The 16,311-nt window shown below is 45.6% G+C and carries 11 protein-coding genes; 5 read left to right on the top strand and 6 right to left on the bottom strand.

Annotation, left to right across the window (positions count from 1 at the left end; translation table 11 throughout):
* Positions 1-245 precede the first annotated feature (245 nt).
* Positions 246-500: a helix-turn-helix domain-containing protein gene (locus ONT18_RS11055; protein WP_117727489.1), complete on the top strand. Its 255-nt coding sequence runs from the start codon at positions 246-248 to the stop codon at positions 498-500.
* A 52-nt stretch (positions 501-552) separates the two neighbouring features.
* Here ONT18_RS11055 and ONT18_RS11060 read toward each other — a convergent pair whose 3' ends face one another.
* Positions 553-1,764 carry an NADP-dependent isocitrate dehydrogenase gene (locus tag ONT18_RS11060; protein ID WP_117693399.1) on the bottom strand — a complete coding sequence of 404 codons (1,212 nt, stop codon included), beginning with the start codon at positions 1,762-1,764 and terminating at the stop codon, positions 553-555.
* A gap of 291 nt (positions 1,765-2,055) precedes the next feature.
* The gene (locus ONT18_RS11065; RefSeq protein WP_006848523.1) at positions 2,056-2,910 is read right to left on the bottom strand and encodes an OmpA/MotB family protein; all 855 of its coding nucleotides are present in this window, start codon (positions 2,908-2,910) and stop codon (positions 2,056-2,058) included.
* Positions 2,911-3,349: 439 nt separating this feature from the next.
* On the opposite strand from ONT18_RS11065, the gene purL reads away from it, so the two are divergent.
* The 4 genes from purL to ONT18_RS11085 all read left to right on the top strand — a co-directional run bounded on the left by purL (position 3,350) and on the right by ONT18_RS11085 (position 10,909).
* Positions 3,350-7,081 (top strand): phosphoribosylformylglycinamidine synthase, encoded by a 3,732-nt coding sequence (gene purL, locus ONT18_RS11070; protein WP_264905595.1) that lies wholly within the window; start codon positions 3,350-3,352, stop codon positions 7,079-7,081.
* Positions 7,082-7,100: 19 nt separating this feature from the next.
* Entirely contained in the window at positions 7,101-7,652 is a 552-nt protein-coding gene (locus ONT18_RS11075) for a chromate transporter (RefSeq protein WP_264905597.1), read from the top strand.
* A gap of 40 nt (positions 7,653-7,692) precedes the next feature.
* Complete coding sequence (locus tag ONT18_RS11080) at positions 7,693-8,265, top strand: chromate transporter (RefSeq protein ID WP_118190301.1); 573 nt, start codon at positions 7,693-7,695, stop codon at positions 8,263-8,265.
* Positions 8,266-8,467: 202 nt separating this feature from the next.
* Positions 8,468-10,909, top strand: a complete 2,442-nt coding sequence (locus ONT18_RS11085; protein WP_264905599.1) for an alpha-L-arabinofuranosidase C-terminal domain-containing protein — start codon at positions 8,468-8,470, stop codon at positions 10,907-10,909.
* A 157-nt stretch (positions 10,910-11,066) separates the two neighbouring features.
* Here the strand turns inward: ONT18_RS11085 and ONT18_RS11090 are convergent, their stop codons facing one another.
* From ONT18_RS11090 to ONT18_RS11105, 4 genes are all read right to left on the bottom strand, one after another.
* Complete coding sequence (locus ONT18_RS11090; protein WP_367398930.1) at positions 11,067-12,362, bottom strand: ATP-binding protein; 1,296 nt, start codon at positions 12,360-12,362, stop codon at positions 11,067-11,069.
* A 274-nt stretch (positions 12,363-12,636) separates the two neighbouring features.
* Entirely contained in the window at positions 12,637-13,941 is a 1,305-nt protein-coding gene (locus ONT18_RS11095) for an NCS2 family permease (protein WP_022121461.1), read from the bottom strand.
* A gap of 156 nt (positions 13,942-14,097) precedes the next feature.
* Positions 14,098-14,718 (bottom strand): hypothetical protein, encoded by a 621-nt coding sequence (locus ONT18_RS11100; protein ID WP_264905601.1) that lies wholly within the window; start codon positions 14,716-14,718, stop codon positions 14,098-14,100.
* 498 nt (positions 14,719-15,216) lie between these two features.
* Positions 15,217-16,242, bottom strand: coding sequence for a family 43 glycosylhydrolase (locus ONT18_RS11105; protein WP_437183727.1), 1,026 nt, complete (start codon positions 16,240-16,242; stop codon positions 15,217-15,219).
* Positions 16,243-16,311 lie beyond the last annotated feature (69 nt).

The following is a 16,311-nucleotide window of genomic DNA, read 5'->3' on the forward strand; positions in this document are numbered from 1 at the left end:
TTTTATGTTATTTAAAATATCGCTGCAAAATTACGACTTTTCTTTCGTAATAAGCGTTACATTTGATTACATTTTCGTGACATTTAGTACTTTAAAGAAAAAAAACATAAAAAAAAGGCAGTTTTGTTACACATTTTAACTTAGTGTTCCAAATTCGCTACATGTTTCTTTGCTAGTTAGAAACAGAAATGCTACTTTTGCACCCGATATAACTATAAGTGAGCATATAACACAACTGAAAGAGTATGAAAGATAAAGTAAATGCAATTCCCTTAATCGGTGAAATCATCAAAGAGGAATTAAACAAGCAAGGCAAGACCACAGTATGGCTTGCTGAGCAATTAGGCTGCCATCGTACTAATATATATAAGGTATACGGCAGAGCCACTATAGATACGGGTATGCTTTACCATATCTGTCAGTTGCTGAACATTGATTTGTTTAAGGTTTATTCAGACGCTTTGCGCAAACGCAAGAAAAAGAATCAAGATTTAAACTAAAAATAACTAAAACAATAAGACCTGAGGTTAATCACCCCAGGTCTTATTGTTTTTATGCCAATCGCTTTTCCAAACGCTCGCGGATGGCAGCGATAAAGCCGGCAGAGTTTACAGCCTTAGCCTCAACACCTTCCATCAGGTTTACGAGATCCTTGGTAGCGATACCGTCGTTCAATGTATCGAAACATGCAGCCTCCAACTGGTCGCCAAAGTTCTGAAGTTCCTTGATGCCATCCAGCTCGCCACGCTTTCTCAACGCACCGCTCCATGCAAAGATGGTAGCCATTGGGTTAGTAGATGTATCTTCACCCTTCAGGTAGCGATAGTAGTGACGGGTCACGGTACCGTGGGCTGCCTCATACTCATACTTGCCGTCAGGAGAAACCAATACGGAAGTCATCATCGCCAGAGAACCGAAGGCTGTACTGAGCATATCACTCATCACATCACCGTCATAGTTCTTGCAAGCCCAGATGAAACCGCCCTTGCTGCGGATAACACGGGCTACGGCATCATCAATCAATGTATAGAAATACTCGATGCCGAGTTCTGCAAACTTCTCCTTATAGTCGCTCTCATATACTTCTTCAAAGATTTTACGGAACTGGGCATCATAAGTCTTAGAGATGGTATCCTTGGTAGCGAACCAGAGATCCTGCTTGGTATCAATGGCAAACTTGAAGCAGCTGTGAGCAAAGCTGCGGATACTCTTATCAGTATTGTGCATGCCCTGGATAACTCCGGCGCCATCGAAAGAATGAATCTCTATCTCCTGCTTCTTGCCACTCTTACCCTCGAACACGAGTTTGGCTGTACCTGGCTCATCTGCACGAAGTTCTACACTCTTATATACATCGCCGTAAGCATGACGGGCGATAGTGATAGGCTTCTCCCAGTTCTTTACACATGGGTGGATGCTAGGGATGGTGATAGGAGCACGGAACACAGTACCATCCATGATGCTACGGATAGTTCCATTAGGACTCTTCCACATTTTATGGAGTTTATACTCGTCCATACGCTGTGCATTAGGAGTGATAGTAGCACACTTCACAGCCACACCATATTTCTTAGCCGCCTCAGCAGAGTCGATGGTTACCTGGTCGTTGGTCTGGTCGCGATAAGGCAGACCGAGATCATAATACTCAGACTTCAAATCAACGAAAGGAAGAATCAGTTCGTCCTTAATCATCTTCCAGAGAATTCTTGTCATCTCATCACCGTCCATCTCTACCAATGGAGTTGTCATCTTAATCTTTTCCATAACACAATATAATGTATAATTAATAATTTACAATGTACAATGATCAGGGCAGCCAAGTGGCCTCTTGATATTTTGCCTGCAAAATTAATAAAAATAATTAAGAAAAGAAAGGATATTAAGAATATTTCTAGCAAAATGATAACAAAAAGCACTTTTTCACGTACTTAAAACATAAAATCTGTATATTTATACCTAAAAAGGCATCAATGAGCCCGAAAACTCATTGATGCCTCTACTTATTTACCTTTTTACTTTTTTACCCTTTTACCTTTTTACCTTTAAATAGCCTTTTTACTTCTCCTCTGGAGCCTTGTCGATCAAGTCCATGAACTGGTCGAGCTTAGGAGTGATGATAATCTGAGTGCGGCGGTTGCGCTGCTTGCCTACCTCTGTATCGTTAGTTGTTACAGGGTTGTACTCACCACGGCCACCAGCTGTAAGACGCTTAGGATTTACACCGAAGTGATCCTGCAAGTACTGAACAACAGAAGCTGCACGGAGAGCAGAGAGGTCCCAGTTGTTGCGGATATTCTTCATCTTGGCACTTGTAGTGCTTACCGGTACGTTATCGGTATTACCCTCTACGAGCACATCGTAATCCTTGTAGTCTGTGATGATCTTAGCAATCTTGCTCAATGTTTCCTGAGCACGGCTGTTCACCTCATAGCTACCACTCTGATAGAGCATATTGTCAGCCAGAGAGATGTAAACTACACCCTTCAGAACCTGAACATCAACCTCCTTCATCTCTTCCTTGCTCAAAGAGCGGGTCAGGTTGTTGGTAAGAACCATGTTGAGCGAATCGCTCTTGCTCTTTACCTCAACCAGGTGGCGGATATACTGGTTACTCTCGTTGATCTGGTCAACGAGTTTTTCAATGCTCACGTTGTTCTGGCTTGCATTGTTCAAACTCTTGTCAAGTGAGTTCTGCAACTTAGCGTAATCGCTCTTTGCAGTAGCGAGCTGCTCCTGGGCTGCTGCCAGACTAGCCTCAGTAGCTGCCAGCTTTTCCTTGGTAGCCTGATAGTTGCTTGACAATTCCTTATTCTCATTCTGGCAATTCTGAAGATCCTTCTTACTTGCACAGCTTGTAGCCATCAGAGCTACAGCCATCATTGCCATTACCATTAACTTTGTCTGTTTCATATTCTTTCTAATTTAAATTTTCTTGTTATTATTAATTGATTATAGTATATTTTGCGTCGTTTACTTCCTTTTTATATTAGAGTTCTCCCGGCTTTTATCCGTTATCCGGAAGTTTCTACATTTTAGGGCATTATAGAAGCTGATTCACTTCTTTCACTTGCAAAGTTACAGATAAGACTCGAATAAACAACATTTGTCAAATGCATTTAGACATTTTTAACCTCTAAATCTTTATTTATCACCTTTTTAACCAAAAAAGGCAACAGAAAGCACTTTTCTTATAGCTAAACCGTCAAATGTAGCCTCTTAAGGTAAGAATAGCCCAAATCTCAACAAAAAAAACATAAAAAACAGAGTTTTATTTTGTAGTGTCTTGAAATTGCACTATCTTTGCACTCGAAAAGAAATAAATACATTAATAATATAAAAGAAAGCAAGTATGATTCTTTTTTTTAGAACTCCATCTAAGAGTGTGATTGCGACCGAGATTGACCACAAACCATCTCAGGACGAAATCAATGAACTTTGTTGGCTTTATGGTGACGCGACTTTAGAGGACGCCCAGCAGTTGCAGGGCTTCTATGTCGGCCCACGCCGTGAAATGATTACTCCTTGGAGTACGAATGCCGTTGAGATTACTCAGAACATGAGTCTTAACGGCATTTCGCGTATCGAGGAGTACTTCCCTGTAGATAGCGAAGACGCTGAGCACGACCCTATGCTCCAGCGTATGTACAACGGTATCGGACAGGATGTGTTCACCGTGAACCACCAGCCAGAACCTATCAAGTACGTCGATGACCTCGAGAAGTATAACGAGGAAGAGGGTCTTGCCCTCAGCGAGGACGAAATGGCTTATCTCCACAAGCTGGAGAAAGAGAACGGACGCCCTCTCACCGACAGCGAAATTTTCGGTTTCGCACAGATCAACTCAGAGCACTGCCGCCACAAGATTTTCGGCGGCCAGTTTATCATCGACGGTAAGGAGATGGAGTCTTCTCTCTTCAACATGATCAAGAAGACCACCAACGAGAATCCTAACAAGATTCTCTCTGCTTACAAGGACAACGTGGCTTTCTCTCAGGGTCCTGTTATCGAGCAGTTTGCTCCAGCCGATCAGACTACAAGCGATTTCTTCCAGGTGAAGGATATCGAGAGTGTTATCTCTCTGAAGGCTGAGACTCACAACTTCCCTACTACCGTAGAGCCTTTCAATGGTGCTGCTACCGGTACGGGTGGTGAAATCCGCGACCGTATGGGTGGTGGTGTAGGTTCATGGCCTATCGCAGGTACAGCCTGCTACATGACTGCTTATCCTCGCCTGAAGGATGACAACGGCAAGAGCGATGCTGAGCGCGACTGGGAAGACATCATGCCAGTACGTAAGTGGCTCTATCAGACTCCAGAGCAGATTCTGATCAAGGCTTCCAACGGTGCATCAGACTTCGGTAACAAGTTTGGTCAGCCTCTCATCACCGGTTCTGTGCTTACATTCGAGCACGAGGAGAATGGTGAGAAGTATGCATACGATAAGGTAATCATGCTTGCTGGTGGTGTAGGCTACGGCAAGAAGCGTGACTACAAGAAGGGTGAGCCACAGAAGGGCAACAAGGTTGTCGTAGTAGGTGGTGATAACTATCGCATCGGTCTTGGTGGTGGTTCTGTTTCTTCTGTAGATACAGGCCGTTACAGTAATGGTATCGAGTTGAACGCTGTTCAGCGTGCCAACCCTGAGATGCAGAAGCGTGCCTACAACCTGGTTCGTGCACTCGTTGAGAACGATGAGAACCCAGTAGTCAGCATCCACGACCATGGTTCAGCCGGTCACTTGAACTGTCTCTCTGAGTTGGTAGAAGAGTGCGGTGGCGAAATCGACATGTCTAAGTTGCCTATCGGCGACAAGACTTTGAGCGCCAAGGAAATCATCGCCAACGAGAGCCAGGAGCGCATGGGCTTGCTCATCGACGAGAAGTATATCAGCGAGGTTCAGAAGATTGCCGACCGTGAGCGTGCTCCGATGTACGTGGTTGGTGAGACTACAGGCGATGCTCACTTCAGCTTCAAGCAGGCTGACGGTGTGAAGCCATTCGACCTCGATGTAGCTCAGATGTTCGGTCATACTCCTAAGACTGTAATGGTAGATGAGACCGTAGAGCGTAAATATGAAGATGTAACTTATTCTGCAGATAACCTCGACAAGTACTTGCAGCGTGTTCTCCAGATGGAGGCTGTGGCTTGTAAGGACTGGTTGACCAACAAGGTAGACCGTTCCGTAACAGGTAAGATTGCCCGTCAGCAGGGTCAGGGTCAGATTCAGTTGCCACTCTCAGACTGTGGTGTCGTAGCACTCGACTACCGTGGCGAGAAGGGTATCGTAACTGCAATGGGGCATGCACCTCAGGCAGGTCTTGCCGATCCTAAGGCAGGTTCTGTACTCTCTGTAGCAGAGTCATTGACTAATATCGTATGGGCTCCATTGGCAGATGGCATGGACAGCATCAGCCTCTCAGCCAACTGGATGTGGCCTTGCCGCAGTCAGAAGGGTGAGGATGCCCGTCTGTACGAGGGTGTGAAGGCATTGTCAGACTTCTGCTGCGCCATCCACGTAAACGTACCAACAGGTAAGGACTCTCTCTCTTTGACCCAGCAGTATCCTAACGGCGAGAAGATCATCGCTCCGGGTACCGTTATCGTAAGTGCCGGTGGTGAGGTTTCAGATGTCAAGAAGGTGGTTAGTCCAGTTCTCGTTAACGACAAGAACTCTAGCCTCTACCACATCGACTTCAGCTTCGACGAGCAGCGCCTCGGTGGTTCAGCCTTCGCACAGAGCCTGGGCAAGGTGGGCAGCGATGTTCCTACCGTCAAGAACCCAGAGTACTTCGTTGACTGCTTCAACGCCGTACAGGAGCTCATCAACCGTGGTTGGGTAATGGCTGGTCACGATATCAGTGCCGGTGGTTTGATTACAACTCTCCTCGAGATGACATTCGCCAACGTAGAGGGTGGTATGAAGATCAACCTCCACGACATCGCAGATGCCGACATTATCAAAACTCTCTTCGCAGAGAACCCAGGTGTTGTCATCCAGGTAAGCGATGCTCACAAGGACGAGTTGAAGGCATTCTTCGATGAGAACGGTATCGGTTATGCCAAGATTGGTTATCCAGCTCCTGAGCTCCGCAAGATCATCATCAAGAAGGAAGGCTTCGAGCACGAGTTCGATATCGATGCATTGCGTGATGACTGGTATAAGACATCTTACCTCCTCGACCGCAAGCAGAGCATGAACGGTATGGCTAAGAAGCGTTACACCAATTATAAGAAGCAGCCTATCGAGATGAACTTCGGTTATGGCTTCAAGGGAACTCTCGCTAGCTACAGCCTCGACGCTAACCGTCGCAAGCCATCAGACATCAAGGCAGCTATCATCCGTGAGAAGGGTACCAATGGTGAGCGTGAGATGGCATACTCTATGTATCTCGCCGGCTTCGATGTAAAGGATGTGATGATGACCGACTTGATTTCTGGTCGTGAGACTCTGGAAGATGTGAACTTCATCGTATTCTGCGGTGGTTTCTCTAACTCCGATGTTCTCGGTTCTGCCAAGGGTTGGGCTGGTGCATTCCTCTACAATCCTAAGGCTAAAGAGGCACTCGATAAGTTCTATGCCCGTGAGGATACCCTTTCACTCGGTATCTGCAACGGTTGCCAGCTGATGGTTGAGTTGAACCTCATCAATCCTGAGCACAAGCATCGTTCACACCTCTGCCACAACACATCCAAGAAGTTCGAGAGCACATTCCTCGGTCTGACCATTCCTCAGAACGACAGTGTGATGTTCGGTAGCCTGAGCGGTGATAAGCTCGGTATCTGGGTAGCTCACGGCGAGGGCCGTTTCTACTTGCCTGAGCCAGAGGATCACTACAACATCATTGCGAAGTACAACTACGCAGAGTATCCAGGTAATCCTAACGGCAGTGACTACAATGTAGCAGGTATCTGCTCTGCAGATGGTCGCCACTTGGCTATGATGCCACACTTGGAGCGTGCCATCTTCCCATGGCAGAACGCCTGGTATCCAGCTGATCGCCGCAACGACGAAGTAACTCCTTGGATTGAGGCATTTGTCAATGCACGTCAGTGGATTGAAGAAAGAGCTTTGAAAAAGTAAAAAAATAAAAAGGTAAAAAATGAATAATAGCGTAAGTTATCTTACATTATTCAAAACATTTTTGAAGATTGGCATAGTCACCTTTGGTGGTGGCTATGCCATGATTCCTATTATAGAATCCGAAGTCGTCGACAAGCATCATTGGATGACGAAGGAGGAATTCTTGGATGCCATTGCTACTACCCAGGTTTGTCCGGGCGCCTTGGCCATCAACATGAGTTCCCTGCTCGGATATAAGTTGGCAAAGACACCGGGAGCCATCGTCTGCACCCTCGGCGCTTCGTTGCCATCGTTTCTTATTATCTTGGCGATAGCCATGTTTTTCCATCGGTTTGAAGACAACAAGGTTGTTGCTGCCATGTTTGCAGGCATCCGTCCTGCCGTCGTGGCATTGATAGCCGTACCTACATTCTCGCTTGCCAAGAGTGCCGGTATTTCGCTTGTCAACTGCTGGATTCCTATTCTATCCGCCCTTCTAATCTGGCTTTTGGGCGTCAACCCAATCTGGGTGATTATCGCAGCTGCCGTAGGTGGCTACATCTATGGACAGTTTATCCAGCCAACAGAGTAAGGGTAAAAAGGTAAAAAAGTAAATAGCTTAAAACATAATGATGATATTTTTTCAGCTTTTCATCGTATTCATTCAGATAGGCATCTTCGGATTCGGAGGTGGCTATTCCATGATATCCCTGATTCAGGGACAGGTTGTTACGCAGTATCATTGGATGACGATGCAAGAGTTTACCGATGTGGTTGCCATTTCTCAGATGACACCGGGACCTATCGGTATCAACACCGCTACCTATTGTGGCTATACAGCAGTCCATAATGCCGGCATGAGTGGCATGATGGCTGTACTCGGAAGTGCCATGGCGACCTTTGCTTTGGTTCTCCCATCCTTGGTTTTGATGATTCTTATCAGCAAGATGCTGTACAAGTATATGAACACCTCAGCCGTCCAGAGCATCTTCATCGGTCTTCGCCCAGCCATTGTCGGTCTGGTAGGAGCCGCAGCCCTGCTCCTGATGAATGGCGAGAACTTCTCTACGCCAGCCAATCCCTGGCATTTCTACATCTCCATCGCCCTCTTCTTTGCCACCTTTATCGGTGTGAAGGTGATGAAGATCAATCCTATCCGCATGATACTCTACTCGGCTTTTGCCGGACTGGTATTACTATATTAAAACCGATTTTATTTACCAATAATAAACAAAAGGTGGATTTTCATCAGAGAATCCACCTTTTACACTATAATTCGCTTTTTGTCCACCTCTTCTTTGTGTTTTTTGTGTACTTTTGCAACTGTGTATTAATAGCGGCATGAATTCAGGCTTAGCTTGGTTTCATGCCAACCAACAAGTAAACAAACAAACCTAAGAATAAGAAATGAATAAGAAAAGACAGATTTTACTTTCAGCAGTGTTGGCCTCTGCTTTGGCAGCCAACGCACAGGTTACCATCAATGTAGATGCCTCTAACCCAGGTATCAAGGTATCTCCTAACCTCTATGGTATCTTCTTCGAGGATATCAACCATGCTGCAGATGGCGGTCTCTATGCCGAACTCATCAGCAACCGTTCTTTCGAAGACGATGACAAGAATATTCCTACCTGGAAAACTGCCGCTCAGGAAGGTGCAAAGATCAATGCACAACTCATCAATAAGGGTTTGCTCAACAATGCACAGGGCAAGGCACTCCAGCTTACCATCACTGCCAAGCCTGCAGCTACAGCCTCTCTCATCAATGAGGGTTTCTGGGGAATCAACGCCGTGCAGGGCAGAACCTACAAGCTCTCTTTCTGGGCGAAAGGTAGCTACAAGGGCGGATTGAAGGCTCGCCTCACCAACGCTAAGGGCGATAAGGTGTATGCAGAAACAGCACTCAATACCAAGGTAGGCAAGAAGTGGACTAAATATACGGCTGAGTTGACAGCCAACGGAAACGACGCCAAGGCTCAGTTTGAACTCGTAGCCGATGGCAAGGGTACCATCGTTCTCGATGTGGTAAGCCTCTTCCCTCCTACTTTCAAGAATCGCGAGAATGGCTTGCGCCCTGACCTGGCTCAGCTTCTCTATAACATCCACCCTAAGTTCGTCCGCTTCCCTGGCGGTTGCTACGTTGAGGGACAGGAATCTCCAGAGAATGCTTTCCACTGGGAGAAGACTATCGGTCCTATCGAGGAACGTCCGGGCCATAAGAACGTAAACTGGCGCTACCGTACCAGCGATGGTATGGGATTCGACGAGTATCTGCAGCTTGCCGAGGATCTGAACGCCAAGCCTCTCTATGTTGTAAACGTAGGTTTGTGGCACGGCGGCATGACTCCTGTAGACAGCATCCAGCCTTGGATTGATGAGTGCATGAATGCCCTGGAGTATGCCAACGGTCCTGTTACCTCTAAATATGGTGCGCTCCGAGCTAAGAACGGTCATCCGGAACCATACAACATCGAATATCTGGAGATTGGTAATGAGAACAACCAGCCGGATCCTGCGGCTCAGAGCGACCATTACTACGAGCGCTTCAAGAAGTTCAAGGATGCCGTATTGGCGAAATATCCTAAGATGCACCTCATCGGTAACGTGGTGGCTTGGGGCGATGACAATCCTAAGTGGGAAAGCAACGAAAGCGTAGAACTCCTCGACGAGCACTACTACAGAAATCCTGCCTGGTTTGCAGAGAACTTCAACAAGTATGATAACTACGACCGCAAGGGCAGCGAGATTTATGTAGGCGAATATGCCGTAACCCAGGGCTTCGGCAATATGGGTTCGCTCGATGCAGCACTCGGTGAGGCTGTCTATATGATGGGCATCGAGAACAACTCTGATATTGTGACCATGGCATCCTACGCTCCTATCTTCGCCAACCTCAACAACCGTATGTGGGCACCGGATATGATTCAATATACATCTGATAAGGTATTCGGAACTCCATCTTACTACGTTCAGAACGTGATGGCGAACAACATCGGTACCCGTGTATTGAAGGTGAACCAGGAGAATCCATACAAATATGAGCAGACCCAGGTGAAGCCAGCCATCTGCCGTGTGGGCATGGGAACATGGGGCACTCAGGTTTCTTTCGAGGACAAGGGCTACAGCGATGAGAACGGAAAGGCGCTGCCGATGACCTTGCAGGAGTTGCCTACCGATATTCGTGGACAGTGGAAGACTGAAGGTAGCCTCATCAAGCAGACCAGCAACGAAGAGAGCTGCATCCGTCTGAACCCAGGTGAGATTACCAGCAACGGTTATATATATAAGGTACGCGCGAAGAAGGATGCCGGAAACGAAGGTTTCCTCATCATCTTCAACTATGTAGACAAGAACAACTACTGCTGGTTGAACCTCGGTGGCTGGAACAATACCCAGCACGGTGTGGAGTCTATCGTGAATGGTGCCAAGAGTCAGATTGCTACCTGCCCAGGCAAGATTGAGACCGGCAAGTGGTATGACATCGAGCTGAAAGTAGTAGGCGACAGCATCTTCGCCAAGTTGGATGGCAAGGAAATATTCTCTACCAAGTTGAAGGCAAACACCCTTTCTGGTATCTTCTCTACAGCCACACTTGATGAACAGACGGGCGAGGTAATCCTGAAGATTGCCAACACTAGCACCGAGCACACCACAGCGAAGATTAATCTTCAGGGCAAGGAAATCAAGAATGGCAAGCTCATCCGCCTTTCTGCCAAGAACGGCCTGGAGGAGAACACCATCGACAATCCTACCAATATCTATCCTGTAGAAAACTACGTAACTACAGAGAAGAACGGTGCAACGGTAGAGATTCCAGCCAGCTCGCTGAATATCATCCGTTTGAAATAACAGACTACATCCAGGGCAGGATGCCCTGGGATCCATATATAGGTAATAACATTTTGAATAGTTGATAAGAAAGTTAGTTAGAAAAGAGAAGGCGGCAACCTGCGTGATGCAGTTTGCCGCCTCGTTTTTTATCTGTCGGCAAAAAAATAATAAAAGCCTATATTGGCTCAAATCTGAATATAGGTTTCTTTATCATTTCGGGTTGAAGATACATCAACATATAGATAGGGTAATAGAGAATCTTGTCTACAACCTGCACATTGCCATTAGAGAAAACTATGGCACGAGGAATAGCGTACTCCTCATTGTTCATCACATTAGAGAGTGCATTATGACGTTTATAATCCTTGCCTGACTTGATTTCTATCGGCAAGACCTTACCTCTGTCTTCTATAACAAAGTCCAGTTCCCCCTGCTTCTTATTATTGAAATAATAAAGATTATAACCGTGAGCACGTAATTCTTGCGCTGCAAAATTCTCATAAATGGCTCCATTGTTGATTTCTGTTGTACCCGTAAGTAAATCGATTGCTATATTGACAGCATACTGGCTTGCCAACAACCCCACATCGTTCATGAACAACTTAAATAAATTGCGCTGTTCACCAAGTTTTAAAGGCAAGCGAGGTTCTTCTACATTATAAGTAGGGAGCGCCACACCAGCATCGGCTAGCCATAAAAAAGAATTTCTATAACGCTCAAATTTTGCCTTCTCATTTAATGCCTTCAAAATAAAACGCTTGTTCTTGGCATTCAGTTCTGAAGGTATCAAGTCGAATATATCTTTGATATACAGCTTGTTCTTCGGGTCATACTTGGCTATATCCTTTCCGTAGAGGTGCATGATTTCTCGTTGTGCCTCACGCACTATCTGTAAATTATTCGTATTAATATACTTTTGGACAGCCTCAGGCATTCCTCCTACAATAAGATAAAGATGAATGAGATCATTCAGCTTATTATGCACAACCTCATCCACCACCTTGCATTGCTCATAGCACTCCCTGACATGAGCCATTACTCCAGTACTCATCCCTACAGCCTCAGCAAATTCCTCAAAATCGAGAGGAAACATCTCTTTTTCTGCCATATAACCAACAGGTACACTACGGATATCCTTCAACTCTACCCCTAACAACGAGCCACTCATTACATAGCGATAGCTACCCTCTTCTACCAGGAATTTGATGGCAGTAACCATCTCCGGACATTCCTGCACCTCATCAAAGAATACCAGAGTTGTGCCTGGAATAAGTTTTTTCTCAGCCAAGGCAGAAAGGCGCAGGAGGATTTCCTTAGCATCAGAAGGAGACTTAAAAGCCTCTCTATACTTAGGATTATTGAGGAAATTGAACTCCACTACATCCGCAAAGCATTCCTTTCCAACCTTCCGGATAGCGAAGGTTTTACCTACCTGGCGAGCGCCTGAAACGAGAAGAGCTTTTTTCTCCATTTCGAAAAAATTGCGTAAATAGCTGTATATCTTTCTGTTAAGCATATCTATATTACTTTTTCTTACCATAATTTATAGGCTTTACGGAACTTTTCCAACCTATTTTAGACTAGAAAAAGGAGCTTTTCCAACCCTTTTTGGGGTGTTTTCTACCACTTTTCCAACTTCTAGCCGCTGCAAAGATACCATTTTTTTCCGAAACTCCTCTATTTAAACAAGAATATTTTCTCTAAATATCACCAATCAAAATAATTTTGAAAAATATGTCTTTTAATTAACCGAAAACATAATTGAAGAGTAGGAAGATGCTCAGGATATACAGCGTAGGATTCAGATCCTTGAACTTGCCCACCATCATCTTGATCAATACATAGCTCAGAATACCAAGGCAGATGCCATCGGCAATACTGTAGCAGAGTACCATCGTAATCATCGTGATAAAGGCAGGGAATGACTCGGAGATATCTTCCAACTCAATCTTCTTGAACGAATCGATCATCAATACACCCACCATTACCAGGGCACCACTGGTGGCTGCGCTCGGAATCAGGAGGAAGATTGGAGCCAGGAAGATGCTCAGGATAAACATCAAACCCACAAAGAAAGATGTCAAGCCCGACTTACCACCCTCGGCAACGCCCGAAGCACTCTCCACATAAGTGGTAATGGTAGAGCTACCCAGCAATGCACCGGCTGTAGTACCGATGGCATCACTCATCATCGCCTCCTTCACACCCGGAATCTCGCCCTTCTCATTTTCCTTGACACCGAGTTTGGAAACCAATCCCAGAACTGTTCCGATGGTATCGAAGATGTTGACAAGCAACAGCGAGAAAACCACCATGAACATCTTTGGGGTAAAGAAGCCGGTGAAATCGAACTGGCAGAAGATAGGAGCAATGCTGTGAGGGGTAGATACCGGCATCCAGTTGTCAGAGAACTGGGTTACACCCATCGGAATACCAATCAAGGTAGAGATGATGATGGCGATGAACAGGGAGCCCTTCACTCTTCTCGCCATCAGACAGCCACAGAGCAGGATGCTGATGAGACCCAGGATGCTGACTGGTGTAAACTTGCCAAGCTGCACGAAAGTATCCGCATTGGCAGTAATGATGCCCGCATTCTTCAAACCGATAAAAGCGATAAACATACCGATACCGGCAGAAATGGCGAATCGGAGATTCTTCGGAATACACTCCAATATCTTGTCACGGATATTGAGGAAGGTGATGGCTAGGAAGATGATACCCTCTACGAGCAACACCGCCAAAGCCTGCTGCCAGGTCAAGCCCATAGCCTGACAAAGGGTGAAGGCGAAGAAGGCATTCAGTCCCATACTAGGAGCCTGGGCGAAAGGCAACTTTGCCATGAAAGCCAGCAGGAAGGTGGCGATGGCTGAAGCGATGGCTGTGGCAGTAAAGAGAGCTCCCTTGTCCATACCCGTAGTGGCGAGAATGGTAGGGTTCACTGCCAGGATGTAACACATGGTCAGGAAGGTAGTCATACCAGCTATCAACTCCGTCTTGACCGTAGTAGTCTTTGGGTCGAAACCCAATAAAGCTTTTAATTTGTTCATTTCTTATATTTAAATTTATCTTTATTTTCTCTTTCCCCCTTTTCACAACCCAATCCCGTTGTTTTTTCGGGGCGAACAAAGGTAAGAAAAAATAATGAGGAATGCATTATTTTACATGTTTTTAACTCACACCTTATTTTACAAGTTTCGGGATATTCAAACAAACAAATCATCCAGAGTTACTGATGCCCTGAATATATCGGAGTATTCATTACTCACCAGTTCTGAATTTCCCACATACGTAAGGAGGAATGTCTTGGTAGGGTTCTTTTCTTCCAAAGCCTGCAAACGGCTATTCAGCACCTGAGCATAGCCCTTGGTCACGGCATAAGGAGCCTTATAAAATTTCATCTCGCAAACATTCACCGCATCATCAGCCCTGTCTATCAGCAAGTCTATCTGCATGCCATCAGTCTCCTCGCTTCCCTTCACTATGAGCGAAGATTCCTGCGAAGACACAGCACCAATATGAAGAGCATATTTTATCTGTGAAATATGCTGCAAACAAACCTCCTCGAATGCAATGCCACGCCATGAGGCAACATCACTCTCCTTCAAATGCTGCTGCCAGTAATCAGTTTGCTTTACTGTCTTCTTCTCCTTAAAATGAAGCCAGAACCAGCAAAAGGAATCAATAAGCTTATAATACTCCTCTCGCTGACTGAAACCGAAAGGAGTATATTTCACCACAAAATCACTGCCCAGCAAGGCTTTCAGCATCTTGGTAAAATCACCATTCGGATTCAAACCGGTATGCTCTGAACTCAGCCCTACCACTTTCGTAGTAACGCTTCAGTTCTGCTATTTCCTTTTTTCTACCTATTATTTCACACATAATCATACCCAATTGGTTCGCTGCAAATATACGACTAATTTCGGAAATAGCGAAAGAAAATAGCGTTTATTTCGCTACGAAACCATTTTTTTATCGTTCGTAGCGAAATAAACGCTATTTTAACTTAGTTTTAACACTTTGATTCTATACTCATTGTCTTATACGTGAAAAAGTTAAAAAAACTAAGTCATAGTTTTCTCCCCCACAACTCATAGTTTCTTTCATCATAACTCATAGGTTTCTTCCCTGCATCTCATAGGTTTCGGCATCATATCCCATGGTTTTCAAGCAAAAAAGGGCTAAAAAAAACAACACGGACAAATTGAATTTGTCCGGACAAATTGTCCACAGCCTCACAAGTTACTTATTTTCAAGAGCTTACAAGCCGACGGACAAAAGAGCCGGACAAATTCAATTTGTCCGTGTTTAAAAAATCGAGGCTATTCCAGTGTCAGCCATCCATCTTCCGTCCAGTTGATTTTCTTTTGAACCAGGATGCTGGCGCCATTCTTTGGCACACTGTAACCATGACAGAAGAAGAAATCACCATCGGGGAAGGAATAGGCAGAACAATGACCCGTCGCCTCATATTCTTTCTTATCGCCTTCCAGAATCAGCGTACCACCGCCATTGCGCATGTCCCTACCCTCCTTATCCAGATAAGGACCGGCAACCTTCTTGCTTCTGCCCACGGCAACACGATAGTTGCTCTTGATGCCACGGCAGCAGTAATCCCAACTGACGAAGAGATAGTAATAATCACCATGCTTCATGATGAAAGGAGCCTCGATGGCATTGGTGCCGGCAAACTTGGAGGTAGGATTCGGTTCTGCTGATGCATCACCCACGGCATAACGACGGGCGATAGTCTGAGGCTTGGCGCCCTTCTTGACATGCATAGTCTTCTTATCCAACTTAATCATCTGGATGCCATCCCAGAAAGAGCCCCAGGTAAGCCAAGGGTTTCCCTTCTCATCAACAATGAAATTCGGATCGATGGCATTCCAGTTGTCTCTATCACCCTTAGAGGCGACGAGGCAGCCCTCATCCTTCCATCCATCCTTATCAGATAAGGAAGTATTGCTCAGCAAGCCAATGGCAGAAGTATTATTGCCAAAGGTAGAACAGGAATAAGCCAGATACCACTTGTTCTTGAAGCGGATAACATCCGGAGCCCAGATATGCGTGGTAAAACCTGGCACACTATCATGCGTCCATGCCGGAATCTCGCTGTTCTTGAGCACGCCCTGAGGAACGATGGTCCAATGCTTACGGTCAGTGGAGGTCATCTGTGTGATGCCATGACCTGTGCAGTAGAGATAGTACTTGCCATTCTCATACGCCATTACGGGGTCGTGGACAAAAGGAGTATCTACAACCAAAGGCTGTTGTGCACGAGACTCAGCTGGCGCTAGCATCATGGCTATCGCCACAATGCCAAAATATTTCATTGCAGTTTGTTTCATCTGTATATCTTCTCTATTTTTTAACAAAAAAGGGGAGTCATAGCTTCACTGCTTAACTCCCCCCAAAGA

Origin of the sequence: Segatella copri (assembly GCF_026015295.1) — a bacterium.
Classification (GTDB): Bacteria; Bacteroidota; Bacteroidia; order Bacteroidales; family Bacteroidaceae; genus Prevotella; species Prevotella copri_C.

Bases quoted from the DNA above. Each gene is read 5' to 3' on its own strand.
- ONT18_RS11055 (WP_117727489.1), top strand. From the start codon at position 246: ATGAAAGATAAAGTAAATGCAATTCCCTTAATCGGTGAAATCATCAAA.
- ONT18_RS11060 (WP_117693399.1), bottom strand. From the start codon at position 1,764: ATGGAAAAGATTAAGATGACAACTCCATTGGTAGAGATGGACGGTGAT.
- ONT18_RS11065 (WP_006848523.1), bottom strand. From the start codon at position 2,910: ATGAAACAGACAAAGTTAATGGTAATGGCAATGATGGCTGTAGCTCTG.
- purL (WP_264905595.1), top strand. From the start codon at position 3,350: ATGATTCTTTTTTTTAGAACTCCATCTAAGAGTGTGATTGCGACCGAG.
- ONT18_RS11075 (WP_264905597.1), top strand. From the start codon at position 7,101: ATGAATAATAGCGTAAGTTATCTTACATTATTCAAAACATTTTTGAAG.
- ONT18_RS11080 (WP_118190301.1), top strand. From the start codon at position 7,693: ATGATATTTTTTCAGCTTTTCATCGTATTCATTCAGATAGGCATCTTC.
- ONT18_RS11085 (WP_264905599.1), top strand. From the start codon at position 8,468: ATGAATAAGAAAAGACAGATTTTACTTTCAGCAGTGTTGGCCTCTGCT.
- ONT18_RS11090 (WP_367398930.1), bottom strand. From the start codon at position 12,362: ATGGAGAAAAAAGCTCTTCTCGTTTCAGGCGCTCGCCAGGTAGGTAAA.
- ONT18_RS11095 (WP_022121461.1), bottom strand. From the start codon at position 13,941: ATGAACAAATTAAAAGCTTTATTGGGTTTCGACCCAAAGACTACTACG.
- ONT18_RS11105 (WP_437183727.1), bottom strand. From the start codon at position 16,242: ATGAAACAAACTGCAATGAAATATTTTGGCATTGTGGCGATAGCCATG.